The 17,861-nt window shown below is 66.0% G+C and carries 18 protein-coding genes; 10 read left to right on the top strand and 8 right to left on the bottom strand.

Annotated features, from left to right (window positions below; genetic code table 11):
* Positions 1–2 precede the first annotated feature (2 nt).
* On the top strand, positions 3–872 hold the full coding sequence (gene ppk2, locus RLN94_RS07455; protein ID WP_350126824.1) for a polyphosphate kinase 2: 870 nt from the start codon (positions 3–5) through the stop codon (positions 870–872).
* Entirely contained in the window at positions 865–1,482 is a 618-nt protein-coding gene (locus RLN94_RS07450) for a TetR/AcrR family transcriptional regulator (RefSeq protein ID WP_350126821.1), read from the top strand. The genes ppk2 and RLN94_RS07450 overlap by 8 nt, the downstream gene beginning before the upstream one ends.
* Here RLN94_RS07450 and RLN94_RS07445 read toward each other — a convergent pair.
* The 4 genes from RLN94_RS07445 to RLN94_RS07430 all read right to left on the bottom strand — a co-directional run bounded on the left by RLN94_RS07445 (position 1,463) and on the right by RLN94_RS07430 (position 6,020).
* Positions 1,463–3,460 (bottom strand): acyltransferase family protein, encoded by a 1,998-nt coding sequence (locus RLN94_RS07445; RefSeq protein ID WP_350126818.1) that lies wholly within the window; start codon positions 3,458–3,460, stop codon positions 1,463–1,465. The two genes, RLN94_RS07450 and RLN94_RS07445, sit on opposite strands and share 20 nt — an antisense overlap.
* A 147-nt stretch (positions 3,461–3,607) precedes the next feature.
* On the bottom strand, positions 3,608–4,099 hold the full coding sequence (rpsI, locus tag RLN94_RS07440) for a 30S ribosomal protein S9 (RefSeq protein WP_350126815.1): 492 nt from the start codon (positions 4,097–4,099) through the stop codon (positions 3,608–3,610).
* Positions 4,099–4,563, bottom strand: a complete 465-nt coding sequence (rplM, locus tag RLN94_RS07435) for a 50S ribosomal protein L13 (protein WP_350126812.1) — start codon at positions 4,561–4,563, stop codon at positions 4,099–4,101. Before rplM ends, rpsI begins: the two co-directional genes overlap by 1 nt.
* Before the next feature lie 134 nt (positions 4,564–4,697).
* A complete protein-coding gene (locus RLN94_RS07430; RefSeq protein WP_350126809.1) occupies positions 4,698–6,020 on the bottom strand; it encodes an aminotransferase-like domain-containing protein in 1,323 nt (440 codons plus the stop codon).
* A gap of 159 nt (positions 6,021–6,179) precedes the next feature.
* On the opposite strand from RLN94_RS07430, the gene RLN94_RS07425 reads away from it, so the two are divergent.
* The gene (locus RLN94_RS07425) at positions 6,180–6,416 is read left to right on the top strand and encodes a DUF1127 domain-containing protein (protein ID WP_350126806.1); all 237 of its coding nucleotides are present in this window, start codon (positions 6,180–6,182) and stop codon (positions 6,414–6,416) included.
* Positions 6,417–6,479: 63 nt separating this feature from the next.
* Here the strand turns inward: RLN94_RS07425 and RLN94_RS07420 are convergent, their stop codons facing one another.
* Together RLN94_RS07420 and RLN94_RS07415 are read right to left on the bottom strand one after the other, a co-directional pair.
* Positions 6,480–7,049 (bottom strand): hypothetical protein, encoded by a 570-nt coding sequence (locus RLN94_RS07420; protein ID WP_350126803.1) that lies wholly within the window; start codon positions 7,047–7,049, stop codon positions 6,480–6,482.
* 4 nt (positions 7,050–7,053) lie between these two features.
* The gene (locus tag RLN94_RS07415; RefSeq protein WP_350126800.1) at positions 7,054–7,476 is read right to left on the bottom strand and encodes a PaaI family thioesterase; all 423 of its coding nucleotides are present in this window, start codon (positions 7,474–7,476) and stop codon (positions 7,054–7,056) included.
* A 58-nt stretch (positions 7,477–7,534) separates the two neighbouring features.
* Here RLN94_RS07415 and RLN94_RS07410 point away from each other — a divergent pair, with 58 nt between their 5' ends.
* The 5 genes from RLN94_RS07410 to gluQRS all read left to right on the top strand — a co-directional run bounded on the left by RLN94_RS07410 (position 7,535) and on the right by gluQRS (position 12,688).
* Positions 7,535–8,320 carry an enoyl-CoA hydratase gene (locus tag RLN94_RS07410; protein ID WP_350126797.1) on the top strand — a complete coding sequence of 262 codons (786 nt, stop codon included), beginning with the start codon at positions 7,535–7,537 and terminating at the stop codon, positions 8,318–8,320.
* Positions 8,321–8,450: 130 nt separating this feature from the next.
* On the top strand, positions 8,451–9,806 hold the full coding sequence (locus tag RLN94_RS07405) for a cytochrome-c peroxidase (protein WP_350126794.1): 1,356 nt from the start codon (positions 8,451–8,453) through the stop codon (positions 9,804–9,806).
* Between the two features lie 39 nt (positions 9,807–9,845).
* On the top strand, positions 9,846–11,210 hold the full coding sequence (gene trmFO, locus RLN94_RS07400) for a methylenetetrahydrofolate--tRNA-(uracil(54)-C(5))-methyltransferase (FADH(2)-oxidizing) TrmFO (protein ID WP_350126791.1): 1,365 nt from the start codon (positions 9,846–9,848) through the stop codon (positions 11,208–11,210).
* 12 nt (positions 11,211–11,222) lie between these two features.
* Positions 11,223–11,837: a class I SAM-dependent DNA methyltransferase gene (locus RLN94_RS07395; protein WP_350126788.1), complete on the top strand. Its 615-nt coding sequence runs from the start codon at positions 11,223–11,225 to the stop codon at positions 11,835–11,837.
* Positions 11,834–12,688 (top strand): tRNA glutamyl-Q(34) synthetase GluQRS, encoded by an 855-nt coding sequence (gene gluQRS / locus RLN94_RS07390; RefSeq protein WP_350126785.1) that lies wholly within the window; start codon positions 11,834–11,836, stop codon positions 12,686–12,688. Before RLN94_RS07395 ends, gluQRS begins: the two co-directional genes overlap by 4 nt.
* 59 nt (positions 12,689–12,747) lie before the next feature.
* On the opposite strand, the gene RLN94_RS07385 is transcribed toward gluQRS, so the two are convergent.
* The gene (locus RLN94_RS07385; RefSeq protein ID WP_350126782.1) at positions 12,748–14,118 is read right to left on the bottom strand and encodes a class II 3-deoxy-7-phosphoheptulonate synthase; all 1,371 of its coding nucleotides are present in this window, start codon (positions 14,116–14,118) and stop codon (positions 12,748–12,750) included.
* A 171-nt stretch (positions 14,119–14,289) separates the two neighbouring features.
* On the opposite strand from RLN94_RS07385, the gene RLN94_RS07380 reads away from it, so the two are divergent.
* Complete coding sequence (locus RLN94_RS07380; protein WP_350126779.1) at positions 14,290–15,291, top strand: GlxA family transcriptional regulator; 1,002 nt, start codon at positions 14,290–14,292, stop codon at positions 15,289–15,291.
* A gap of 84 nt (positions 15,292–15,375) precedes the next feature.
* Here the strand turns inward: RLN94_RS07380 and RLN94_RS07375 are convergent, their stop codons facing one another.
* Positions 15,376–16,470, bottom strand: coding sequence for a PQQ-dependent sugar dehydrogenase (locus RLN94_RS07375; RefSeq protein WP_350126776.1), 1,095 nt, complete (start codon positions 16,468–16,470; stop codon positions 15,376–15,378).
* A gap of 161 nt (positions 16,471–16,631) precedes the next feature.
* On the opposite strand from RLN94_RS07375, the gene RLN94_RS07370 reads away from it, so the two are divergent.
* Entirely contained in the window at positions 16,632–17,819 is a 1,188-nt protein-coding gene (locus RLN94_RS07370; protein ID WP_350126773.1) for an ABC transporter substrate-binding protein, read from the top strand.
* The last annotated feature ends 42 nt before the right edge of the window (positions 17,820–17,861 follow it).

Here is a 17,861-nt window from a genome sequence, read left to right as displayed (position 1 = left end):
GCATGGAGCTGCCATTCGACGGGGCCATCACCGAGTATTTCGAGCAGCACGCCCCGGCAGACGTCCGGAACGCCATCCGGCGCGCCGACAAGGACGACATCCTCTCCCCCAGCTACCCGTATTCCGAACGCCTGCCGAAAAAGCATTACGAGAAGGACCTCGAGAACCTGCAGATCGAGCTGGTCAAGCTGCAGGCCTGGGTCAAGGCCACCAATGCACGTGTCGTCCTTGTCTTCGAAGGCCGTGACGCCGCCGGAAAAGGCGGCACGATCAAGCGCTTCCGGGAATATCTTAATCCTCGTGGCGCGCGCATCGTGGCGCTTCCCAAACCCTCCGACACCGAACAGACGCAATGGTATTTCCAGCGCTATGTCGACCACCTCCCCGCCGGCGGCGAGATCGTGTTCTTCGACCGAAGCTGGTACAATCGCGGCGTCGTCGAAAAGGTGTTCGGCTTCTGCTCCGACGCCGAGCGCGAGCAGTTCTTCGGCCAGGTCAACGAATTCGAGAAGATGCTGGTCGAAGATGGTATCCACCTCTTCAAGTTCTGGCTCAATGTCGGCCGCGCCGAACAGCTCCGCCGCTTCCTCAAGCGCGAGGGCGATCCGCTCAAACAATGGAAGCTCAGCCGGATCGACGTCGAAGGCCTGTACAAATGGGACGAATATTCCGCCGCCATCGCCGAAACGCTCGAGCGCTCCCATTCCACCCACGCGCCCTGGACCGTGGTCCGCTCCGACGACAAGCGCCGCGCCCGGGTCGAGGCGATCCGCCGCGTGCTGCTTGCCCTCAACTACGACCGCAAGCACGCCAAGGCGCTGGGATCGCCCGACCCGCAGGTCTGCGGAGGCCCGGACATCTGGGATGGGTAAACGCGGCTATCACCACGGCAATCTCAGGCAGGCCCTCGTCGAAGCCGCGCTCGACCTGATCGAGGAAAAGGGCCCCACCGGCTTTACCCTGTCGGAAGCGGCGAAACAGGCGGGCGTCACCCCGGCGGCCGTCTACCGCCACTTCGCCGGCCGCGACGACATGATCGCCGAGGCCGCCCGGCAGGGCTACGAGATCTTCGCCGACGTGATGCAGTTCGCCTACGACCAGGGCCAGCCCTCGGCCCTGGCCAGTTTCGAGGCGACGGGCCGCGCCTACCTCGCCTTCGCCCGCAAGTATCCGGGCCATTACATCGCCATGTTCGAAAGCGGCATCTCGGTCAACCGCACCCCCGAACTGGCCGCGGTGGCGGGCCGCGCCCGTTCCGTGCTGGAACGCGCGGCCGAGGCGCTGAGCCAGCACATCCCGCCAGAGAAGCGCCCGCCACCCTCGATGTTCTCGGCCCATGTCTGGGCGCTCTCTCACGGCGTGGTCGAGCTTTTCGCCCGCAACTCCCCCGGCACGCAAAGCCCCTTCCCGCCCGAGGACCTGCTCGAATCCGGCATCGGCATCTACCTACGGGGGCTCGGCCTCATTCCACCGGACGGCTGAGCGCCTCCAGCACCAGCGGTGCCAGCCGCTGCGCGCCGACGTCCGACACATGGTCATCATCCAGGTAAAGCGCGTCGTTCCCGGCGAGCCACGCGAACCGGTCGCCATGCGCAAACCCCTCATCCAACGTAAGAACCGGCATCCCGTACTCCGAGGCCACCTCGCGCAGGATGCCGCGTGCCGTCGCCTGCAGGCGATCATGGTCCTCGCGAGTTACGAAACTCTCCTCAAAACGACGCCGCGCGACCTCATCCTCGAGGCCCAGAAGCATGGCGCTCTGCACCAAGGTTTCCGGAATGAGCCGCTGCTGAGGTACTTGCGAGACGGCCATCACCCGAATTCCGGCATCGGCGAAGTAGGCGTAGGTCTTGCGCAGCCCTTCTTCAAAAACCGCCACGTGATCGGACTGTGTCAGGAACCCTGCGTCGCTCCTGTCGGACACCAATTCGTATTTCGGGTCGATCCCATCGTAATCCCCGCTGACATACAGGCTCCATCGCGCGATCAGCACCACGGTATCGACCTCCGCCTCGACCGCCTGCCGCGTAAACTTGTCGACAGAGGCCTGACATTTCCGCGCCAAGCCGCCTCCGCGCGGAAGTTTTACGCCCAGCAAGGGGGGACAGGCATTCTCGTCGCCCAGCAGCACGGTCATGTCGAGCGCCTCGGAGACCGACTTGAACGCCGACAGGATCACCCGCGAATGGCTGTCCCCCAGAATGGCAATGCGTCGCGTCGGATTATCCGGCACATAGGCCGGGCACAGGTTGTTGCCCCACCCAATGCAGATCGTCTTCGCCGTAGGATGATAGCTGGTCTGATCATGAAGCCTGGAAAGGAAGGCCGACGCCTCAAAATCGATCCGCGAGGGAAACCCCTCCTTCGCCTTCGTCCAGAGACCCAACGCGGCAAAGGCCACGATCCCCGCAAGGCTGACCGAGAGAACGCCCCGCCGCGTCGGCAGAACCAGCGGCGTCTTGCCCCTGAACGGCTGCTCAATGAACCGCCAGCTTGCCCAGGCCAGCCCCAGCGCCAGCGCGGCAAGAAGCATCATCACCCAGTCCGGCAGATGCTCGGGATAGCGGATGCGGGCAAAGGCGAAAATCGGCTGGTGCCAGAGATAGGCGCTGTAACTGATCAGCCCGATGCCGACAAATGGTCCGATCGACAGAAGGCGCGCCGTCACCGTCTCGCGCTCGGCAAACAGGATGATCAGGCAGGTGCCCACCACCGGAACCAGCGTGTAGAGCGACGGGAACGGCAGCGCCGCATCGAAGAACACCGTCGAATACAGGATCATCGCCAGCCCCAGCCCGGCCAGCACCTCGCTCTTCATCTGCGCCCGCTGATAGAGGATCGCGGCGCAAAGCGACCCGGCCAGCATTTCCCAAAGCCGCGAGGGCGTGAAATAGAAATTCTGGTTCGGATAGTTCCGCCACCCCCATTCCGCCACCGCCAGCGAAGCCAGCGCCAGCAGTGTGAAACCGATCACGTATTTCACCTTCCGGAACTTGCGAAGGCAGAACAGAACCAGGGGAAACAGCAGATAATACTGCTCCTCCACCGCAAGGCTCCACGTATGCAGCAGCGGCCGCAGATCGGCGTTCAGGTCGAAATATCCGCCATGTTCAAGAAAATGGGCGTTGGAAATGAACAGCGCCGCAAAAGCCATGCTGCGCCCGAAATCCTCGAGCGGATAGGGCGCAATCCACATCCACGCGAAGGGAATACAGACGATCAGAACTAGGAACAGCGCCGGCAAGATCCGCCGCGCCCGCCGCGCGTAGAAGTTCAGAACCGAATAGGTGCCCCGCTCCCGCTCGTCGATCAGGATCGTGGTTATGAGATAGCCGGAGATCACGAAGAACACGTCGACCCCGACGAACCCCCCGCTCCAGAAGGTCAGCCCCGCATGGAACAGAATCACCGGCAGCACGGCCACCGCCCTCAGCCCGTCGATCTCGCGCCTGTATTTCACGCCTGTCCGCTCTCACTTGCCCGATTTCGTTCGTATAGGTTCGCCACCCCCCGGAGGCAAGTCAGCCGTGGCTCCGGGAGCCCCTCACGCCCGGAAAAAGAAAAGCGCGGCCGAAACCGCGCTTTCCCCAAACATATGTCGAACCGATCAGCGCTTCGAGAACTGGAAGCTGCGGCGGGCCTTGCGGCGGCCGAACTTCTTGCGTTCCACCACGCGGCTGTCGCGGGTCAGGAAGCCCGCGGCCTTCAGCGCCGGGCGCAGGGTCGGATCGTAGAGCTGCAGGGCCTTCGAGATGCCGTGCTTGACCGCACCGGCCTGGCCCGACAGGCCGCCGCCGGTGACGGTCGCCATCACGTCGAACTCGTCCTCGACACCGGCCACCGAGAAGGGCTGGCGCAGGATCATCTGCAGCACCGGGCGGGCAAAGTACTTGTCCATGGTCTTGCCGTTCACCTGCACCTTGCCGGAGCCCGGCTTGATCCAGACACGGGCCACCGCGTCCTTCCGCTTGCCGGTGGCGTAGGAGCGGCCAAGCTCGTCGCGCACGGGCTCGCGGGAAATGGTCTCTTCTGCGGCGGAGGCGCCGGTGCCTTCGGCGACGGCTTCCAGCCCTTCGAGGGATTTGATTTCTTCGGTCATCAGTAAGCCACCCGGGTGTTCTTGGAGTTCATGTTCTTCACGTCCAGCACTTCGGGCTTCTGGGCCTCGTGCGGGTGCTCGGCGCCGGCATAGATGCGCAGGTTGGTCATCTGCTGGCGGGCCAGACGGTTGCCGGGCAGCATGCGCTTGACGGCCTGCGAGACGACGCGCTCGGGATGCGCGCCCTCGAGGATCTGCGCGGTCGTGCGCGACTTGATCCCGCCGGGATAGCCGGTGTGCCAGTAGTTCGGATTCTCGCGCTTCTTGCCGGTCAGCTGAACCTTGTCGGCGTTGATGATGATCACGTTGTCGCCCATGTCCATGTTGGGCGTGAAGCTCGGCTTGTGCTTGCCGCGCAGGCGCGTGGCGACGATCGACGCGAGACGGCCCAGAACGACGCCCTCGGCATCGATCAGGATCCATTTCTTGTCGATATCTGCCGGTGTCGCAGAATAGGTCTTCATTGGATGTCTTCCCTTTTGGGGTGATATTCGATCCGCGCTTTCTACGCGAATGCGCGACACAGTCAAGCGTATGTCATGCGAATAAATCATGCGTGATCAATGGCTTGCAAATTAGGTATTATAATACCCCACGCTCACAGGTCCACATTCCCCGGCGGCGCCGCCAGAAGCCGCGACATGGTCGCCAGCGCCCCCTCGAACTCGGCATCGGAAATGTTCGGGTTCAGCCCCACCCGCACGGCATGCGGCGCCCGCCCCTCGGGCAGCGAGAACTCGTCCGCCGCCTTGATCCGGATCCCCCGGTCGCCACAGGCCCGGGCAAAGCTCGACGCCCGCCACCCCTGCGGCAGCCGCATCCAGATGAACGGCACGTCCGGCCGCCACTGAATGTCCCACTGCCCGAGGATGTTCACCGCCGACTTCACCCTGTGCAGCGTCCGTTTCTCGGCCATGGCGCGGAACCGTTCGGCCTCGCCCGAGGATATCAGCTCGGCACAAAGATCGAGGATCGGCTGCGGCAGCCCGTAGAAGGTCGATTGCGCCACCTGCCGCGCCCGCCCCGCCTGCTCCTCCGGCGCGATGATGAACCCGAACCGAAGCGCCGCCGACACCGCCTTGGTCAATGACGAGATGTACCAGCCCCGCTCGGGGCACAGCGCGCGGTAATTCGGAATCTCCGGCCGGGTGATGCAGTGACAGTCATCCTCGATGATCTGCACCTGGTACTTTCTCGCCAGCCGGGCGATCTCCTGCCGCCGGGCCAGCGTCGTGCGGGTCGTGGTCGGGCTCTGCACCTCGGCGGCGGTGATCAGCACCTGCCCGCCATGCCGGCGCAGCGCCTCCTCGAACCGGTCGGGGCGGATGCCCTCGCCATCCATCTCGATCCCCACGATCTCGGCCCGCAGCAACCGCGCGGCGTGGCGCCAGCCGGGATAGGCCAGCTCCTCGGTCATGATCACCGGCGTCGTCCCGTGCAGCACCGTCTGCAGCACCACGTTTACCGCGTTCTGCGCCCCGAGGCCCAGGATCACCTCCTCCGGCCCGAAACGCCCCGCCCGCTCCGGCTCGACCCAGCCCACCACCGCGTCCCGCGCATCGTAATCGCTCTCCGGCGTGGGGTAGTCGATCATGTCGTTGCTGTCGCGGCTTGCCATCCCCGCCATGATCCGCCGGATCACCGCATCCTGCCCGCAATTGGGCACCCGGATCGCCCGGAAATCCAGCCCCTCGGCCGATTTCGGATGGATCAGCGGCTGCGGTGCCGGCTCCTCGGTGACCATGCCCCCCGACACGAAGGTCCCCCGCCCGACCGCGGTTTCCACCAGCCCCTCCTCGGCGGCCATCTTGTAGGCCCGCGCCACCGTGCCCGGCGTGATCCCGAGCTGCCAGGCCAGTTCGCGCACCGGCGGCATCTTGTAGCCCTGATCCAGCAGGCCGGACCGGATGGCCGTGCGCATGGATTGTATTAACACAATGTACTTTGACTCGGACGTATCGGCGAAATCCGGCGGCCAAATTGTATCAGTCACAATGTTTCCCTCGCGGAAGCCCGGCGAAATTGTTACGTTCCTCGTGCATAACGCAGGAATTGTACCAACACAATAGAGGAGTCCGCCATGTCCACCCTGACACATTCGGATCGCATGGTTCCGTCGCATCTGCCCCGCCGCACCCGCCGCGTGGCGTTCCTCACGGCCGGCCTCGCGTACGTGGTCCGCACCGGGCTCCTCTGGCAACAGCGCCACCGCACCCGCACCCAGCTCAAACAGCTGCCGCCCCATCTGCTGCGGGATGTCGGCCTGTCGGAGGACGATGCCCGTATCGAAAGAAACAAACCGTTCTGGAGGCCGTGACAGTTCCCCGTAACGTGCCTCTTCCTGCTGGGCCGGAGCCATGTCTCCGGCCCCTTTTTTTGGTCAGTTGCCGTCCAGCGTTCCGAACAGACGATACTGCGTCGTCTCGTCATAGACTGTCAGCGACCAGCCGTCGAACGACCGCGCCGTGATGCACCGGTTGCCCTGCCCAGACAGGACAAGCTCCGCCTCGGTCGGCCCCTCGTTGGCGAAATCCCCGGTCCCCGCCACCGACCCGCGAAACCGCAACTCCGTGTAAAGCGCCGTCTCGCCCTCGCCCGACAGCGCGGTATCCGCGCCGAACCAGGTATAGGCGTCAGGCCAGGGAAAGGTCAGCGTCCCGTCGCCCTCGCCAAGCTCGAACACCATCCCGTTCTCGCTCGCCTCGAAGGCCACCGGGTAGGTCGGCTGCGGGTCCGCGATCCCCTCGACGCACTCCATCCCGCAGGCGGTCAGGTACAACCGCGCCGGGCTGGTCGGCGCCAGCCGGGAAATCTCCTTCACCTCCCAGTTGCCGCGGCTCACATCCTGCTCGAACCGGGTGCCGGGATCTGCGCAACAGGCACAGGCGAACGCCGCCCCCGGCACAAGCGCGGGGAAAAGCGTGACAAGGGATACCATACGTCTCAGCATGGTCTCAGTCTTTCGGCGGAATCGAATATGTCAAGCTCGCCCGCGCCACCGGGTCCATCCCGCCGTCGGAAAAGATCAGAACCACCCCCACCGCAAGCACCCGGCCCAGCTTCAGCAGCCGGCATTCGGCGATCAGGTCGGTGTTCGCCGCCGGTTTCCGCATGAAGTCGATCGAGCAATTCGTCGTCACCGTCATGCCCTTCGGCCCGATCATGCCCAGGATGGCGATATAGACCGACACGTCCGCCAGCGCGAAAACCGACGGGCCAGACACCGTGCCCCCCGGCCGCAGATGCGCCTCCGACACGTTCAGCCGCACCCGCACCCGCATCTCGCCCAGCTCCTCGATGGTGAACTGTCCCTCCACTTGCGGGAACACTTCCTCGAGGTAGGCGGCGATCTCGCCGGCGGTCATTTTCAGGCTCATGCTTTTCTCCCAGGGCGTTGGGCCTTAAGAAGGATCACAACGTCATGGGAGAGACAAGATGCCAATTCTCATCCGCGAAGACCAGGGCGCCATCGCCCGGCTGACCCTGAACGCCCCCGAAAAGCTCAACGCCCTGTCCGACGCGATGCTGGCCGCCCTGCAGGAAGAATTCGACGCCCTGCGCGAGGACCGTTCGATTCGCGCCGTGATCCTCGGCGGCGCGGGCAAGGCGTTCTGCGCCGGTCACGATCTGAAAGAGATGACCCGGGGCCGGCAGGCCGAGGATGGCGGCAAGGCATATTTCGCCGACCTCTTCACCCGCTGCTCCAAGGTCATGACCGCGATCCGCTCGCTGCCCCAGCCGGTCATCGCCAAGCCCCACGGCATCGCCACCGCCGCGGGCTGCCAGCTCGTCGCCTCCTGCGACCTCGCCGTCGCGGCCCATGGCACGCGCTTCGGCGTGAACGGCGTCAACATTGGCCTCTTCTGCTCGACCCCCATGGTCGCGCTCAGCCGCAACATCCCCCGCAAGCAGGCCTTCGAGATGCTCACCACGGGCGAGTTCATCGAGACCGACCGCGCCATCGCCCTCGGCCTCATCAACCGCGCGGTGCCCGAAGACCAGCTCGATGCCGCCGCCGCCGAGCTCGCCGAAACCATCGCCGCCAAGCTGGGCAGCGCCGTCAAGATCGGCAAGCAGGCGTTCTACCAGCAACTCGAGATGGGCCTCGACGACGCCTATGCCTACACCCGCGACGTGATGGTCGAGAACATGCTCGACCGCGACACCGAAGAAGGCATCGCCGCCTTCATCGAGAAACGCCCGCCGGAATGGACGCAGTAAGCCACGGCTTTGCGGGTAAGCTGCTATTAATATTGTTTCCGGCTGGACGTCGAAGTTTTTCGACATTTGCCCTGTTTTTGCCGTAATTCATTAAGTACCCTTTTTGATTGTACAATTCGGGGATGTGTTCGTGCGCAAGGCTTGGATATTCACCGGGCTCTTCTGCCTGTCCGCCGGCGCGCTCACCGCGTCGGACCTGCCTGCGCCCGCCCGGCAAGACAGCTTCCCGATCCCCTCGGCCGACTCCGTCCTGCTCGGCCGCGACCTGTTCTTCGACCCGATCCTGTCGGGCAACCGGAACATCTCCTGCGGCACCTGCCATCACCCCGCGCTCGCCAGCGGCGACGAGATGTCGCTTTCCATTGGCGAAGGCGGCATCGGCCTCGGGCGGAAGCGCGTCCCCGACCCCGCCAACCTGCCCCGCGCCCGCGTGCCCCGCAACGCGCCGGCGCTCTTCAACCTCGGCGCGGCGGAGTTCACCACACTCTTCCACGACGGCCGCGTTGAGCGCGACCCCGACGCGCCCTTCGGCATCAGGATGCCCCCCGACTTCCCCCTCGAACGCGCCGCCGCCGGCCCGCTCGCCGCACAGGCGGCCCTGCCCGTCACCTCGCATGACGAAATGGCCGGCCATCCCGGCGAGAACGAAATTGCAGACGCCGTGACAGCCGGCCACGTTCACGGCCCCGACGGCGCCTGGGCCATGCTCGCGGGCCGCGTCGCCGCCATCCCCGAGTACCGTCAGCGCTTCACCTGGCTCAACGGCCATGACGACCCGCTCCACATCACCGATATCGGCCGGGTGATCGGCGATTTCATCGCCTTCGAATTCCGCTCGGTCGACAGCCCCTTCGACGCCTTCCTGCGCGGCGACGACAGCGCGCTCTCCAACCACCAGCGCCGCGGCATGTCGCTCTTCTACGGCAAGGCGGGCTGCGCCACCTGCCACAGCGGCCTCTACCAGACCGATCACGGCTTCCACGCCCTTGGCCTGCCCCCCATCGGCCCCGGCAAGGGCCACGGGCCGGGCGGCTATGCCGACCATGGCCGCTCCGGCGTCACCGGCGACCCGATCGACCTCTACAGCTTCCGCACCCCCTCACTGCGCAACGTCACCATCACCGCGCCCTACGGCCATAACGGCGCCTATGCCGAGCTCGAGGATATCATCCGCCACCACCTCGACCCGCTCACCTGGCTGGCCCAGTACAAGGTCGACAAGGCCCTCCTCCCCGAGGTGGAAACCGACATCCCCGACACCGCCGCGCTCGACGATTTCGACGAGATGCTGCGCATCGCCATGTCGGTGAGCCTCGAGCCGCTATACCTCCGCGCCGACGAGATACAGGCGATCATCGCCTTTCTCGCCGCGCTGGAAGACCCGCAGGCCGGCCGCGGCCGCCTCGGCGCGCCATACAATGTGCCCTCCGGCCTTCCCGTCGATACCGGCCCGATGGACCACGGCACCGCCTCCTCCGACTACTGACCCTTTCCAAACGCCCGCCGATCGCCTAGATCGCTCGTCATGGACAAGACCCTTCACATCGTCGGCGGCGGAATGGCCGGATCGGAAGCCGCGTGGCAGGCCGCCCGCATGGGCGTCAACGTGGTCATCCACGAGATGCGCCCGACGGTCGGCACCTTCGCCCACCGTACCGGCGACCTGGCCGAGATGGTGTGCTCCAACTCCTTCCGCTCGGACGATGACGAACAGAACGCCGTGGGCCTGCTGCATTGGGAAATGCGCGCGGCGGGCGGCCTCATCATGGAAATGGCCGATGCCCACCGCCTGCCTGCGGGCGGCGCGCTGGCCGTCGACCGTGACCCCTTCGCCCGCGCCGTCACCGACCGCCTGCGCGCCCACCCCAATGTCAGCGTCCAGACCGGCGAGATCACCGACCTGCCCGAGGACGGCCAGTGGATATTCGCCACCGGCCCGCTCACCTCGGAAAAGCTGGGCCAGGCCATCGCCCGCGAAACCGGCTCCACCGCGCTGGCCTTTTTCGACGCCATCGCCCCCATCGTCTATTTCGACACGATCGACATGGAAAAGGCGTGGATGCAGTCGCGCTACGACAAGGGCGAGACCGAGGAAGAGCGCACCGCCTACCTCAACTGCCCGATGGACCGCGACCAGTACGAGGCCTTCATCGACGCGCTGCTCGCCGCCGACAAGACCGAGTTCCACGAGGGCGAGACCGCCCAGTATTTCGACGGCTGCCTGCCGATCGAGGTCATGGCCGAACGCGGCCGGGAAACCCTGCGCCACGGGCCGATGAAACCCGTGGGCCTCACCAACCCGCATCAGCCCGACATCAAGCCCCACGCCATCGTGCAGCTTCGCCGCGACAACGCGCTCGGCACGCTCTACAACATCGTGGGCTTCCAGACCAAGATGAAGTACGGCGCGCAAACCTCTGTTTTCAAAATGATTCCGGGGCTTGAGAACGCCGCCTTTGCCCGGCTCGGCGGCATCCACCGCAACACCTTCCTCAACTCGCCCACCCTGCTCGACGCCCAGATGCGCCTGCGCGCCCGGCCCAATATCCGCTTCGCCGGCCAGATCACCGGCGTCGAGGGCTACGTCGAATCCGCCGCCATGGGCCTGCTCGCCGGCCGCCTCGCCGCCGCCGAACTGCTGGGGCAGGAGCTTCCCGCCCCGCCGCAGGACAGCGCCATGGGCGCCCTCATCCACCACATCACCGGCGGGGCCGAGGCCAAGACCTTCCAGCCGATGAACGTCAATTTCGGCCTGTTCCGCCCCGTCGACGGCCTCAAGGGCGGGCGCCGTGGCCGCCGCGACCGCTACAAGGCCTATACCGATCGGGCGAAAGCCGCTTGGTCGGACTGGCTCGCGCAATGCCCACTGGACGAACGCGAAGCCGTGTGATTTCCTTGCCCCATGGGTGAGAAATTTCTGGATCGCGTTTACGACGAGTCGTCCCCCGAAGGCACTCAGGCCCTCTACGATGCGTGGGCCGCGACCTATGACGCCGAAATTGCCGAGAACGGCTATGCCACGCCCGGCCGGGTGGCCGAGGCGATGTTCAAGCACGTCCGCGACTCCGACGCCCCGATCCTCGATTTCGGCTGCGGCACCGGCCTCTCGGGCCTCGCCCTGAAACTCGCGGGCTTCACCACCATCGACGGCATGGACCCGAGCCCCGAAATGGTCGACGGCGCCCGCCGAAAGGGTGTCTACCGGACCCTTTCGGTGCTCGATGTGAAAGACACCGCCCCGGTCCCGAAAGACAGCTACCACGCCATCACCGCCATCGGCGTGATCGGCACCGGCGCCGCGCCGGCCTCGACCTTCGGGATGCTGATGAAGGCGCTCCCCAAAGGCGGTCTGCTGGGGCTCAGCCTCAACGACCACGCCCTTGCCGACCCGCGCTTCGAAGGGGCCCTGAACGAATGGCTCGACTGCGGCGGCGCCCATCTGCGCTTCAAGAAATACGGGCCGCACCTCCCCGGCCTTAACCTGAAGTGCAACGTCTACATCATTGAAAAAGCGTGAATTTCGCCACCCGCTTTGCCCCGTCTCCGACGGGCCCGTTGCATCTGGGTCATGCCTATTCCGCGCTGCTGGCCCATGACATGGCCACCGCCGCCGGCGGCACTTTCCACCTCCGCATCGACGACCTCGACCAAAGCCGCAGCCGCACGTCCTGGGAGGCCCAGATCTACGAGGATCTCGCCTGGCTCGGGGTAAACTGGCCCCACCCGGTCTGGCGCCAATCCGACCGCCTCCCCACCTACCGCGCCGCCCTCGACCAGCTCTGGCAACGCGGCCTCCTCTACCCCTGCACCTGCACCCGCGCCGATATCCGCGCCGCCGCCTCCGCCCCGCAGGAAGGCGCGCCACTGCACGGACCTGACGGGCTGATTTACCCCGGCACCTGCCGCCCCACCACGCCGCCCACCGGCCCCATGCCCGACACGCCGCTGCGCCTCGACATGCGCCGGGCGCTGGCTGCTGCAGGCACCCCCGTCACCTTCACCGAAACCGGCAGCGGCCCCGAGGGCGAAACCGGGCATATCACTCCGCCCGACATGGTCACGAATGTCGGCGACGTCGCCCTCGCTCGCCCCGGCATGGGCGCCTCCTACCACCTGTCGATCGTCTGCGACGATGCCGAGCAGCGCATCACCCACGTGATCCGCGGGCAGGACCTGTTCTCCGCCACCCAGATTCACGCCCTGCTGCAACGGCTCCTCGACCTGCCCACGCCGGTCTACCACCACCACCGCCTGATCCGCGACGACACCGGCAAGCGGCTGGCCAAGCGCGACGACGCCCGCGCCATCGCCACCTATCGCGACGAGGGCAAGACCCCGGCCGATATCCGCGCCATGGTCGGCCTCTGACCGGAACGAAAAAGGCCGGCGCACGCGCCGGCCTTCTGAAACCCTGAAGGGCTAGGGCCTCAGCCCACCTTCACATCGCCCCGCGCCTCGCGCAGCGCCGACAGTTCCTCCGCCACGAGGAAGGCCAGCTCCAGCGACTGCGAGGCGTTCAGCCGCGGATCGCAGGCCGTGTGATACCGGTCCGACAGATCCTCATCCATCACCGCGAACACCCCGCCGGTGCACTCGGTCACGTCCTGCCCGGTCATCTCGAAATGCACGCCGCCCGGTGTCGTGCCCTCGGCCCGGTGAACGCCGAAGAACTCCTGCACCTCGCGCAGAACCGCGTCGAACGGCCGGGTCTTGAACCCGCTGGCCGACTTGATGGTGTTGCCATGCATCGGATCGCAGACCCAGACCACGTTGGCGCCTTCCTCCTGCACCGTCCGGATCAGCCGCGGCAGGTGCTCGCCCGCCTTGCCCGCCCCGAACCGCGCGATCAGCGTCAGCCGCCCGGCCTCGTTCTCGGGGTTCAGCGTCGCCATCAGCCGCTTGAGATCGTCGGCCTCCATCGTCGGCCCGCATTTCAGCCCGATCGGGTTCAGCACGCCCCGCGCGAATTCCACATGTGCGCCGTCGGGCTGCCGCGTGCGGTCGCCGATCCAGACCATGTGGCCCGACCCCGCCAGCCACTTGCCCGAGGTGGAATCGAGCCGACACAGCGCCTCCTCGTATTCCAGCAGCAGCGCCTCGTGCGAGGTATAGAAATCCACCGATTGCAGCGTCGGCGCGTTGGCGCTGTCGATGCCCGCGGCCTTCATGAAATCCAGCGTGTCGCTGATCCGGTTGGCCATGTCGCGATAGCGCTCGGCCTTCTCGCCCTCGGTAAAGCCCAGCGTCCAGGAATGCACCTGGTGCACATCGGCGTAACCGCCCGTCGAGAACGCCCGCAACAGGTTCAGCGTCGCCGCCGCCTGCGTATAGGCCTGCAGCATCTTCTGCGGGTCGGGAATGCGCGCCTCCGGGGTGAAGGCCAGCTCGTTGATGATGTCGCCGCGATAGCTGGGCAGCTCCACGCCGTTCACCACCTCGGTCGGCGCCGAGCGCGGCTTGGCGAACTGCCCCGCCATCCGGCCCACCTTGATCACCGGCACCTTGGCGCCGTAGGTCAGGACCATCGCCATCTGCAGCATGACCTTGAACGTGTCGCGGATCGCATCGGCCGAGAACTGGTCGAACGCCTCGGCACAATCGCCGCCCTGCAACAGGAACGCCTCACCCCGCCCGGCGGCGCCAAGCTGCCGCTTCAGGCGGCGCGCCTCACCGGCAAAAACCAGCGGAGGAAACTGCGCCAGCCGCGCCTCGACGCCCTGCAGCGCACCGGCATCCGTGTACTCCGGCATCTGCACCCGGGGCTTGTTGCGCCAGTCGGATTTGTGCCAATCGGTCATTTTCTCTCTCCGCAACCAGAAAACGAGGCCTGTCTATACAGGAGCCGCTGGCACGAGGCCAGAGACGATGTGACGCCGACATGTCGTTTTTGGCGCATGTCGGACTTGTCAATTGCGACAGTTTCGTGAAAAGACGCAAATCCAAGACGCCTGTCGCGGAGATTCGTGGCCATGCAAGTTGAGACTGGCAAAGTCGAGGTCAAGGCGCAGGGCGCACCCCGGCGGTTCGTCTTCGTGCTTCTCGAGAACTTTTCGCTGCTCAGCTTTGCTGCGGCGCTCGATTGCCTGCGCATCGCCAACCGCATGGCCGACCAGACCCTCTACACCTGGGTGACGACCGGCGAGTCCGGCGATACCGTCGCCTGCTCCGCCGGCACGCGGTTCCATCTCGACATCCCGCTCGAGGAGCTCGGCCGCGACGACACGATGCTGATCTGCGGCGGCACCGACATCCAGCAGGCCACCACCAAGAAGCTGCTCAACTGGCTCCGCCGCGAGGCCCGGCGCGGCCTGCGCGTGGGCGGGCTCTGCACCGCCAGCTACGTGATGGCCCGCGCCGGCCTGCTCGACGGCAAGAGGGCCACGATCCACTGGGAAAACCACGACAGCTTCACCGAGGAGTTCGACGAGGTGGAACTGACCAAGTCGGTCTTCGTGGTCGACGGCAACCGCATGTCGACCGCCGGCGGCACCTCGTCCATCGACCTGATGCTCAAGATCATCGCCGACGAACAGGGCGACAAGCTGGCCAATGCGGTGGCCGACCAGATGATCTACGCCTCGATCCGCACCGACCAGGACACCCAGCGCCTGTCGGTCCCCACGCGCATCGGCGTCCGCCACCCCAAGCTTTCCCAGGTCATCCAGATGATGGAGGCCAATATCGAGGAACCGATCAGCCCTGCCATCCTCGCCAAGGATGTGGGCATGTCGACCCGCCAGCTCGAACGGCTCTTCCGGCGCTACCTCAACCGTTCGCCGAAACGCTACTACATGGAACTCCGGCTGCAGAAGGCCCGCAACCTGCTGATGCAGACCGACATGACCGTGATCAACGTGGCGCTGGCCTGCGGCTTTGCCAGCCCCTCGCACTTCTCCAAGTGTTACCGCTCGCACTACAACACCACGCCCTACCGCGAGCGCGGCTCCCAATCCACGCGCCTGTCCGTCTAATTCTCTGATTCCAAAGACAAATCCGCGCGGCCCCCGCTTTCTTTAAAAGAAAGCGGTCCGAAATCTTTTCAAGATTTCGCCCCCTCACGGCGTCACCCGGTACAACGCCCCCTCGCCCACCGACAGGAACCAGATCGCCCCCTCCGGCCCTTCGGCTATGTCCCGCACCCGCGCCGTCTCCGGCCCCTCGATGCGCTCGACCTCCTCGAGCGGGTCGCCGGACAGCCGCGAGATCAGGTTGAACTTCAGCGAACCCACGAAGAAATCCCCCTCCCATTCCGGCCAGAGCTTGCCGGAATAGATCATCATCCCCGACGGGGCGATCGACGGGTCCCAGTAGAAGGCCGGCTGCTCCATCCCCTCCTTGTGCGTTCCCTCACCGATTTTCTTGCCGGAGTAATGCACCCCGTAGGAAATCACCGGCCAGCCGTAATTCGCGCCCTTCTCGACGCGGTTGATCTCGTCCCCGCCGCGCGCGCCGTGCTCGACCACCCAGTACTGGCCATCGGCATCGAGCGCCGCGCCCTGCGGGTTTCGGTGCCCGTAGGACCAGATTTCCGGCTGCGCGCCCTCCTGCCCGGTGAACGGGTTTTCCGGCGGAACCGACCCGTCCTTGGCGATCCGCACGACCGATCCGTTATGCCGCGACAGGTCCTGCGCCGAGGGCCGGTCGCCGCGCTCGCCCACGGTGACGAAGAGCGTGCCATCCGGTGCCTCGACGATCCGCGAGCCGAAATGCCGCCCCCCCTGCGATCCGGGCGCCATCTCGAAGATCACCTCCCAGTTGCTCAGCCGCGTCCCGTCGGGCGACAGCTCGGCCCGGGCCACCGCCGTGCCGGAGCCGTTCGCCTGCGGCTTGGCATAGCTGAAGAACAACGTCCGCGTCTGCGCGAAATCCCGCGGCACCAGCAGGTCGAGCAAGCCGCCCTGCCCGCTGGCCTGCACCTCGCCGACACCCTCGACCGGCTGCTTGCCGTCCTCGCCGATCAGCAGCAGCCGCCCGGGCCGTTCGGTGACCAGTATGCCCCCGTCGGGCAGGAAACCGATGGCCCACGGCGCATTCAGCCCCTCGGCGACCGTCTCCACGTTCAGCTTGCCCGCGCTGCTGTCCAGCGCCACGGCCGGGCCGGCCAGGGCGCAGGCCAGGGCGGCAACCCCGCCTTTGATCAGATTACGCATGTCTCCGCTCCATTCACCAGATACCCTGTAAAAACTGGGGCGTGATATGGCTGCGTCAAATCGGGTTTCGTAACGTCCGCGACACCATATCCACTTGCTTTTCCATGCCAGTCAAATAGGCTCGCCCCCCAGAACGTACCGTTCAACTGGGAGTGAAAGACATGAAGAAACTACTCGCGACGACCACGGCCTTCGCTCTGGGTGCGGGCGCCGCCTGGGCACAGGACAACGAGGTCAAGATCGGCATCATCCTCGGCTTCACCGGGCCCATCGAATCCCTGACCCCGCACATGGCGGCCGGCGCGGAGCTGGCGATGTCGGAAGTCACCGAAAGCGGCAAGCTGCTCGACGGCATGACCGTCACCCCGGTCCGGGCCGACAGCACCTGCATCGACGCGGGCGCCGCCACGGCCGCCGCCGAACGCCTGATCACCTCCGAGGGGATCAAGGGTATCATGGGGGCCGACTGCTCGGGCGTCACCGGCGCGATCCTGTCGAACGCCGCCGTGCCGAACGGCATCGTGATGATCTCGCCCTCCGCCACCTCGCCCGCGCTCTCCACGGCCGAGGATGACGGCCTGTTCTTCCGCACTGCGCCCTCCGACGCGCGCCAGGGCGTCGTGATGACCGAGATCCTGATGGAGCGCGGCATCGAGGAAGTGGCCGTCACCTACACCAACAACGACTACGGCAAGGGCCTCGCCGACAGCTTCGCCGCGGCCTTCGAGGAAGCGGGCGGCACCATCACCATCAACGCCGCCCACGAAGACGGCAAGGCCGATTACTCGGCCGAGGTGGGCGCGCTGGCCTCCGCCGGCGGCGACCGGCTGGTCGTTGCGGGCTATGTCGATCAGGGCGGCAGCGGCATCGTCCGCTCGGCGCTCGATTCCGGCGCCTTCGACAGCTTCCACTTCCCCGACGGCATGATCGGCTCGCAGCTCGAGGCCAATTTCGGCTCCGAGGTCGACGGCTCCACCGGCCAGCACCCGGGCACCGACAGCCCCGGCGTGGCCAAGTTCGAGGAGATGGTCGGCGACAGCTTCGAATCCACCTCGCCTTTCGCACCGGAAAGCTATGACGCCGCGGCGCTCATGATGCTGGCGATGCAGGCGGCAGGCTCGGTCGAATCCGCCGACTACAAGGAACACGTCATGGACGTGGCCAACGCACCGGGAGAGAAAATCTACCCGGGCGAGCTGGCCAAGGCGCTCGAGATCATCGCCGAGGGCGGCGATGTCGACTATGTCGGCGCGACCGCGGTGGAACTGATCGGCCCCGGGGAATCGGCCGGCAACTACCGCGAGATCGAATTCAAGGACGGCGAGATCACGACGGTTCAGTACCGCTGATCTGACCGCCGAGGGACAAAAAGCAAGACCGGTCCCGGGCAC

This window comes from Roseovarius sp., from assembly GCF_040223625.1.
In the GTDB taxonomy this organism is placed as follows: Bacteria; Pseudomonadota; Alphaproteobacteria; order Rhodobacterales; family Rhodobacteraceae; genus Roseovarius.
This window is presented reverse-complemented; position numbering and strand designations above follow the sequence as displayed.

Coding starts and splice junctions, on each gene's coding strand:
- RLN94_RS07450 (WP_350126821.1), top strand. CDS start 865: ATGGGTAAACGCGGCTATCACCACGGCAATCTCAGGCAGGCCCTCGTC.
- RLN94_RS07425 (WP_350126806.1), top strand. CDS start 6,180: ATGTCCACCCTGACACATTCGGATCGCATGGTTCCGTCGCATCTGCCC.
- rpsI (WP_350126815.1), bottom strand. CDS start 4,099: ATGACCGAAGAAATCAAATCCCTCGAAGGGCTGGAAGCCGTCGCCGAA.
- trmFO (WP_350126791.1), top strand. CDS start 9,846: ATGGACAAGACCCTTCACATCGTCGGCGGCGGAATGGCCGGATCGGAA.
- RLN94_RS07415 (WP_350126800.1), bottom strand. CDS start 7,476: ATGAGCCTGAAAATGACCGCCGGCGAGATCGCCGCCTACCTCGAGGAA.
- RLN94_RS07375 (WP_350126776.1), bottom strand. CDS start 16,470: ATGCGTAATCTGATCAAAGGCGGGGTTGCCGCCCTGGCCTGCGCCCTG.
- rplM (WP_350126812.1), bottom strand. CDS start 4,563: ATGAAGACCTATTCTGCGACACCGGCAGATATCGACAAGAAATGGATC.
- RLN94_RS07385 (WP_350126782.1), bottom strand. CDS start 14,118: ATGACCGATTGGCACAAATCCGACTGGCGCAACAAGCCCCGGGTGCAG.
- RLN94_RS07395 (WP_350126788.1), top strand. CDS start 11,223: ATGGGTGAGAAATTTCTGGATCGCGTTTACGACGAGTCGTCCCCCGAA.
- RLN94_RS07420 (WP_350126803.1), bottom strand. CDS start 7,049: ATGCTGAGACGTATGGTATCCCTTGTCACGCTTTTCCCCGCGCTTGTG.
- RLN94_RS07410 (WP_350126797.1), top strand. CDS start 7,535: ATGCCAATTCTCATCCGCGAAGACCAGGGCGCCATCGCCCGGCTGACC.
- ppk2 (WP_350126824.1), top strand. CDS start 3: ATGGAGCTGCCATTCGACGGGGCCATCACCGAGTATTTCGAGCAGCAC.
- RLN94_RS07370 (WP_350126773.1), top strand. CDS start 16,632: ATGAAGAAACTACTCGCGACGACCACGGCCTTCGCTCTGGGTGCGGGC.
- RLN94_RS07380 (WP_350126779.1), top strand. CDS start 14,290: ATGCAAGTTGAGACTGGCAAAGTCGAGGTCAAGGCGCAGGGCGCACCC.
- RLN94_RS07430 (WP_350126809.1), bottom strand. CDS start 6,020: ATGCGCACGGCCATCCGGTCCGGCCTGCTGGATCAGGGCTACAAGATG.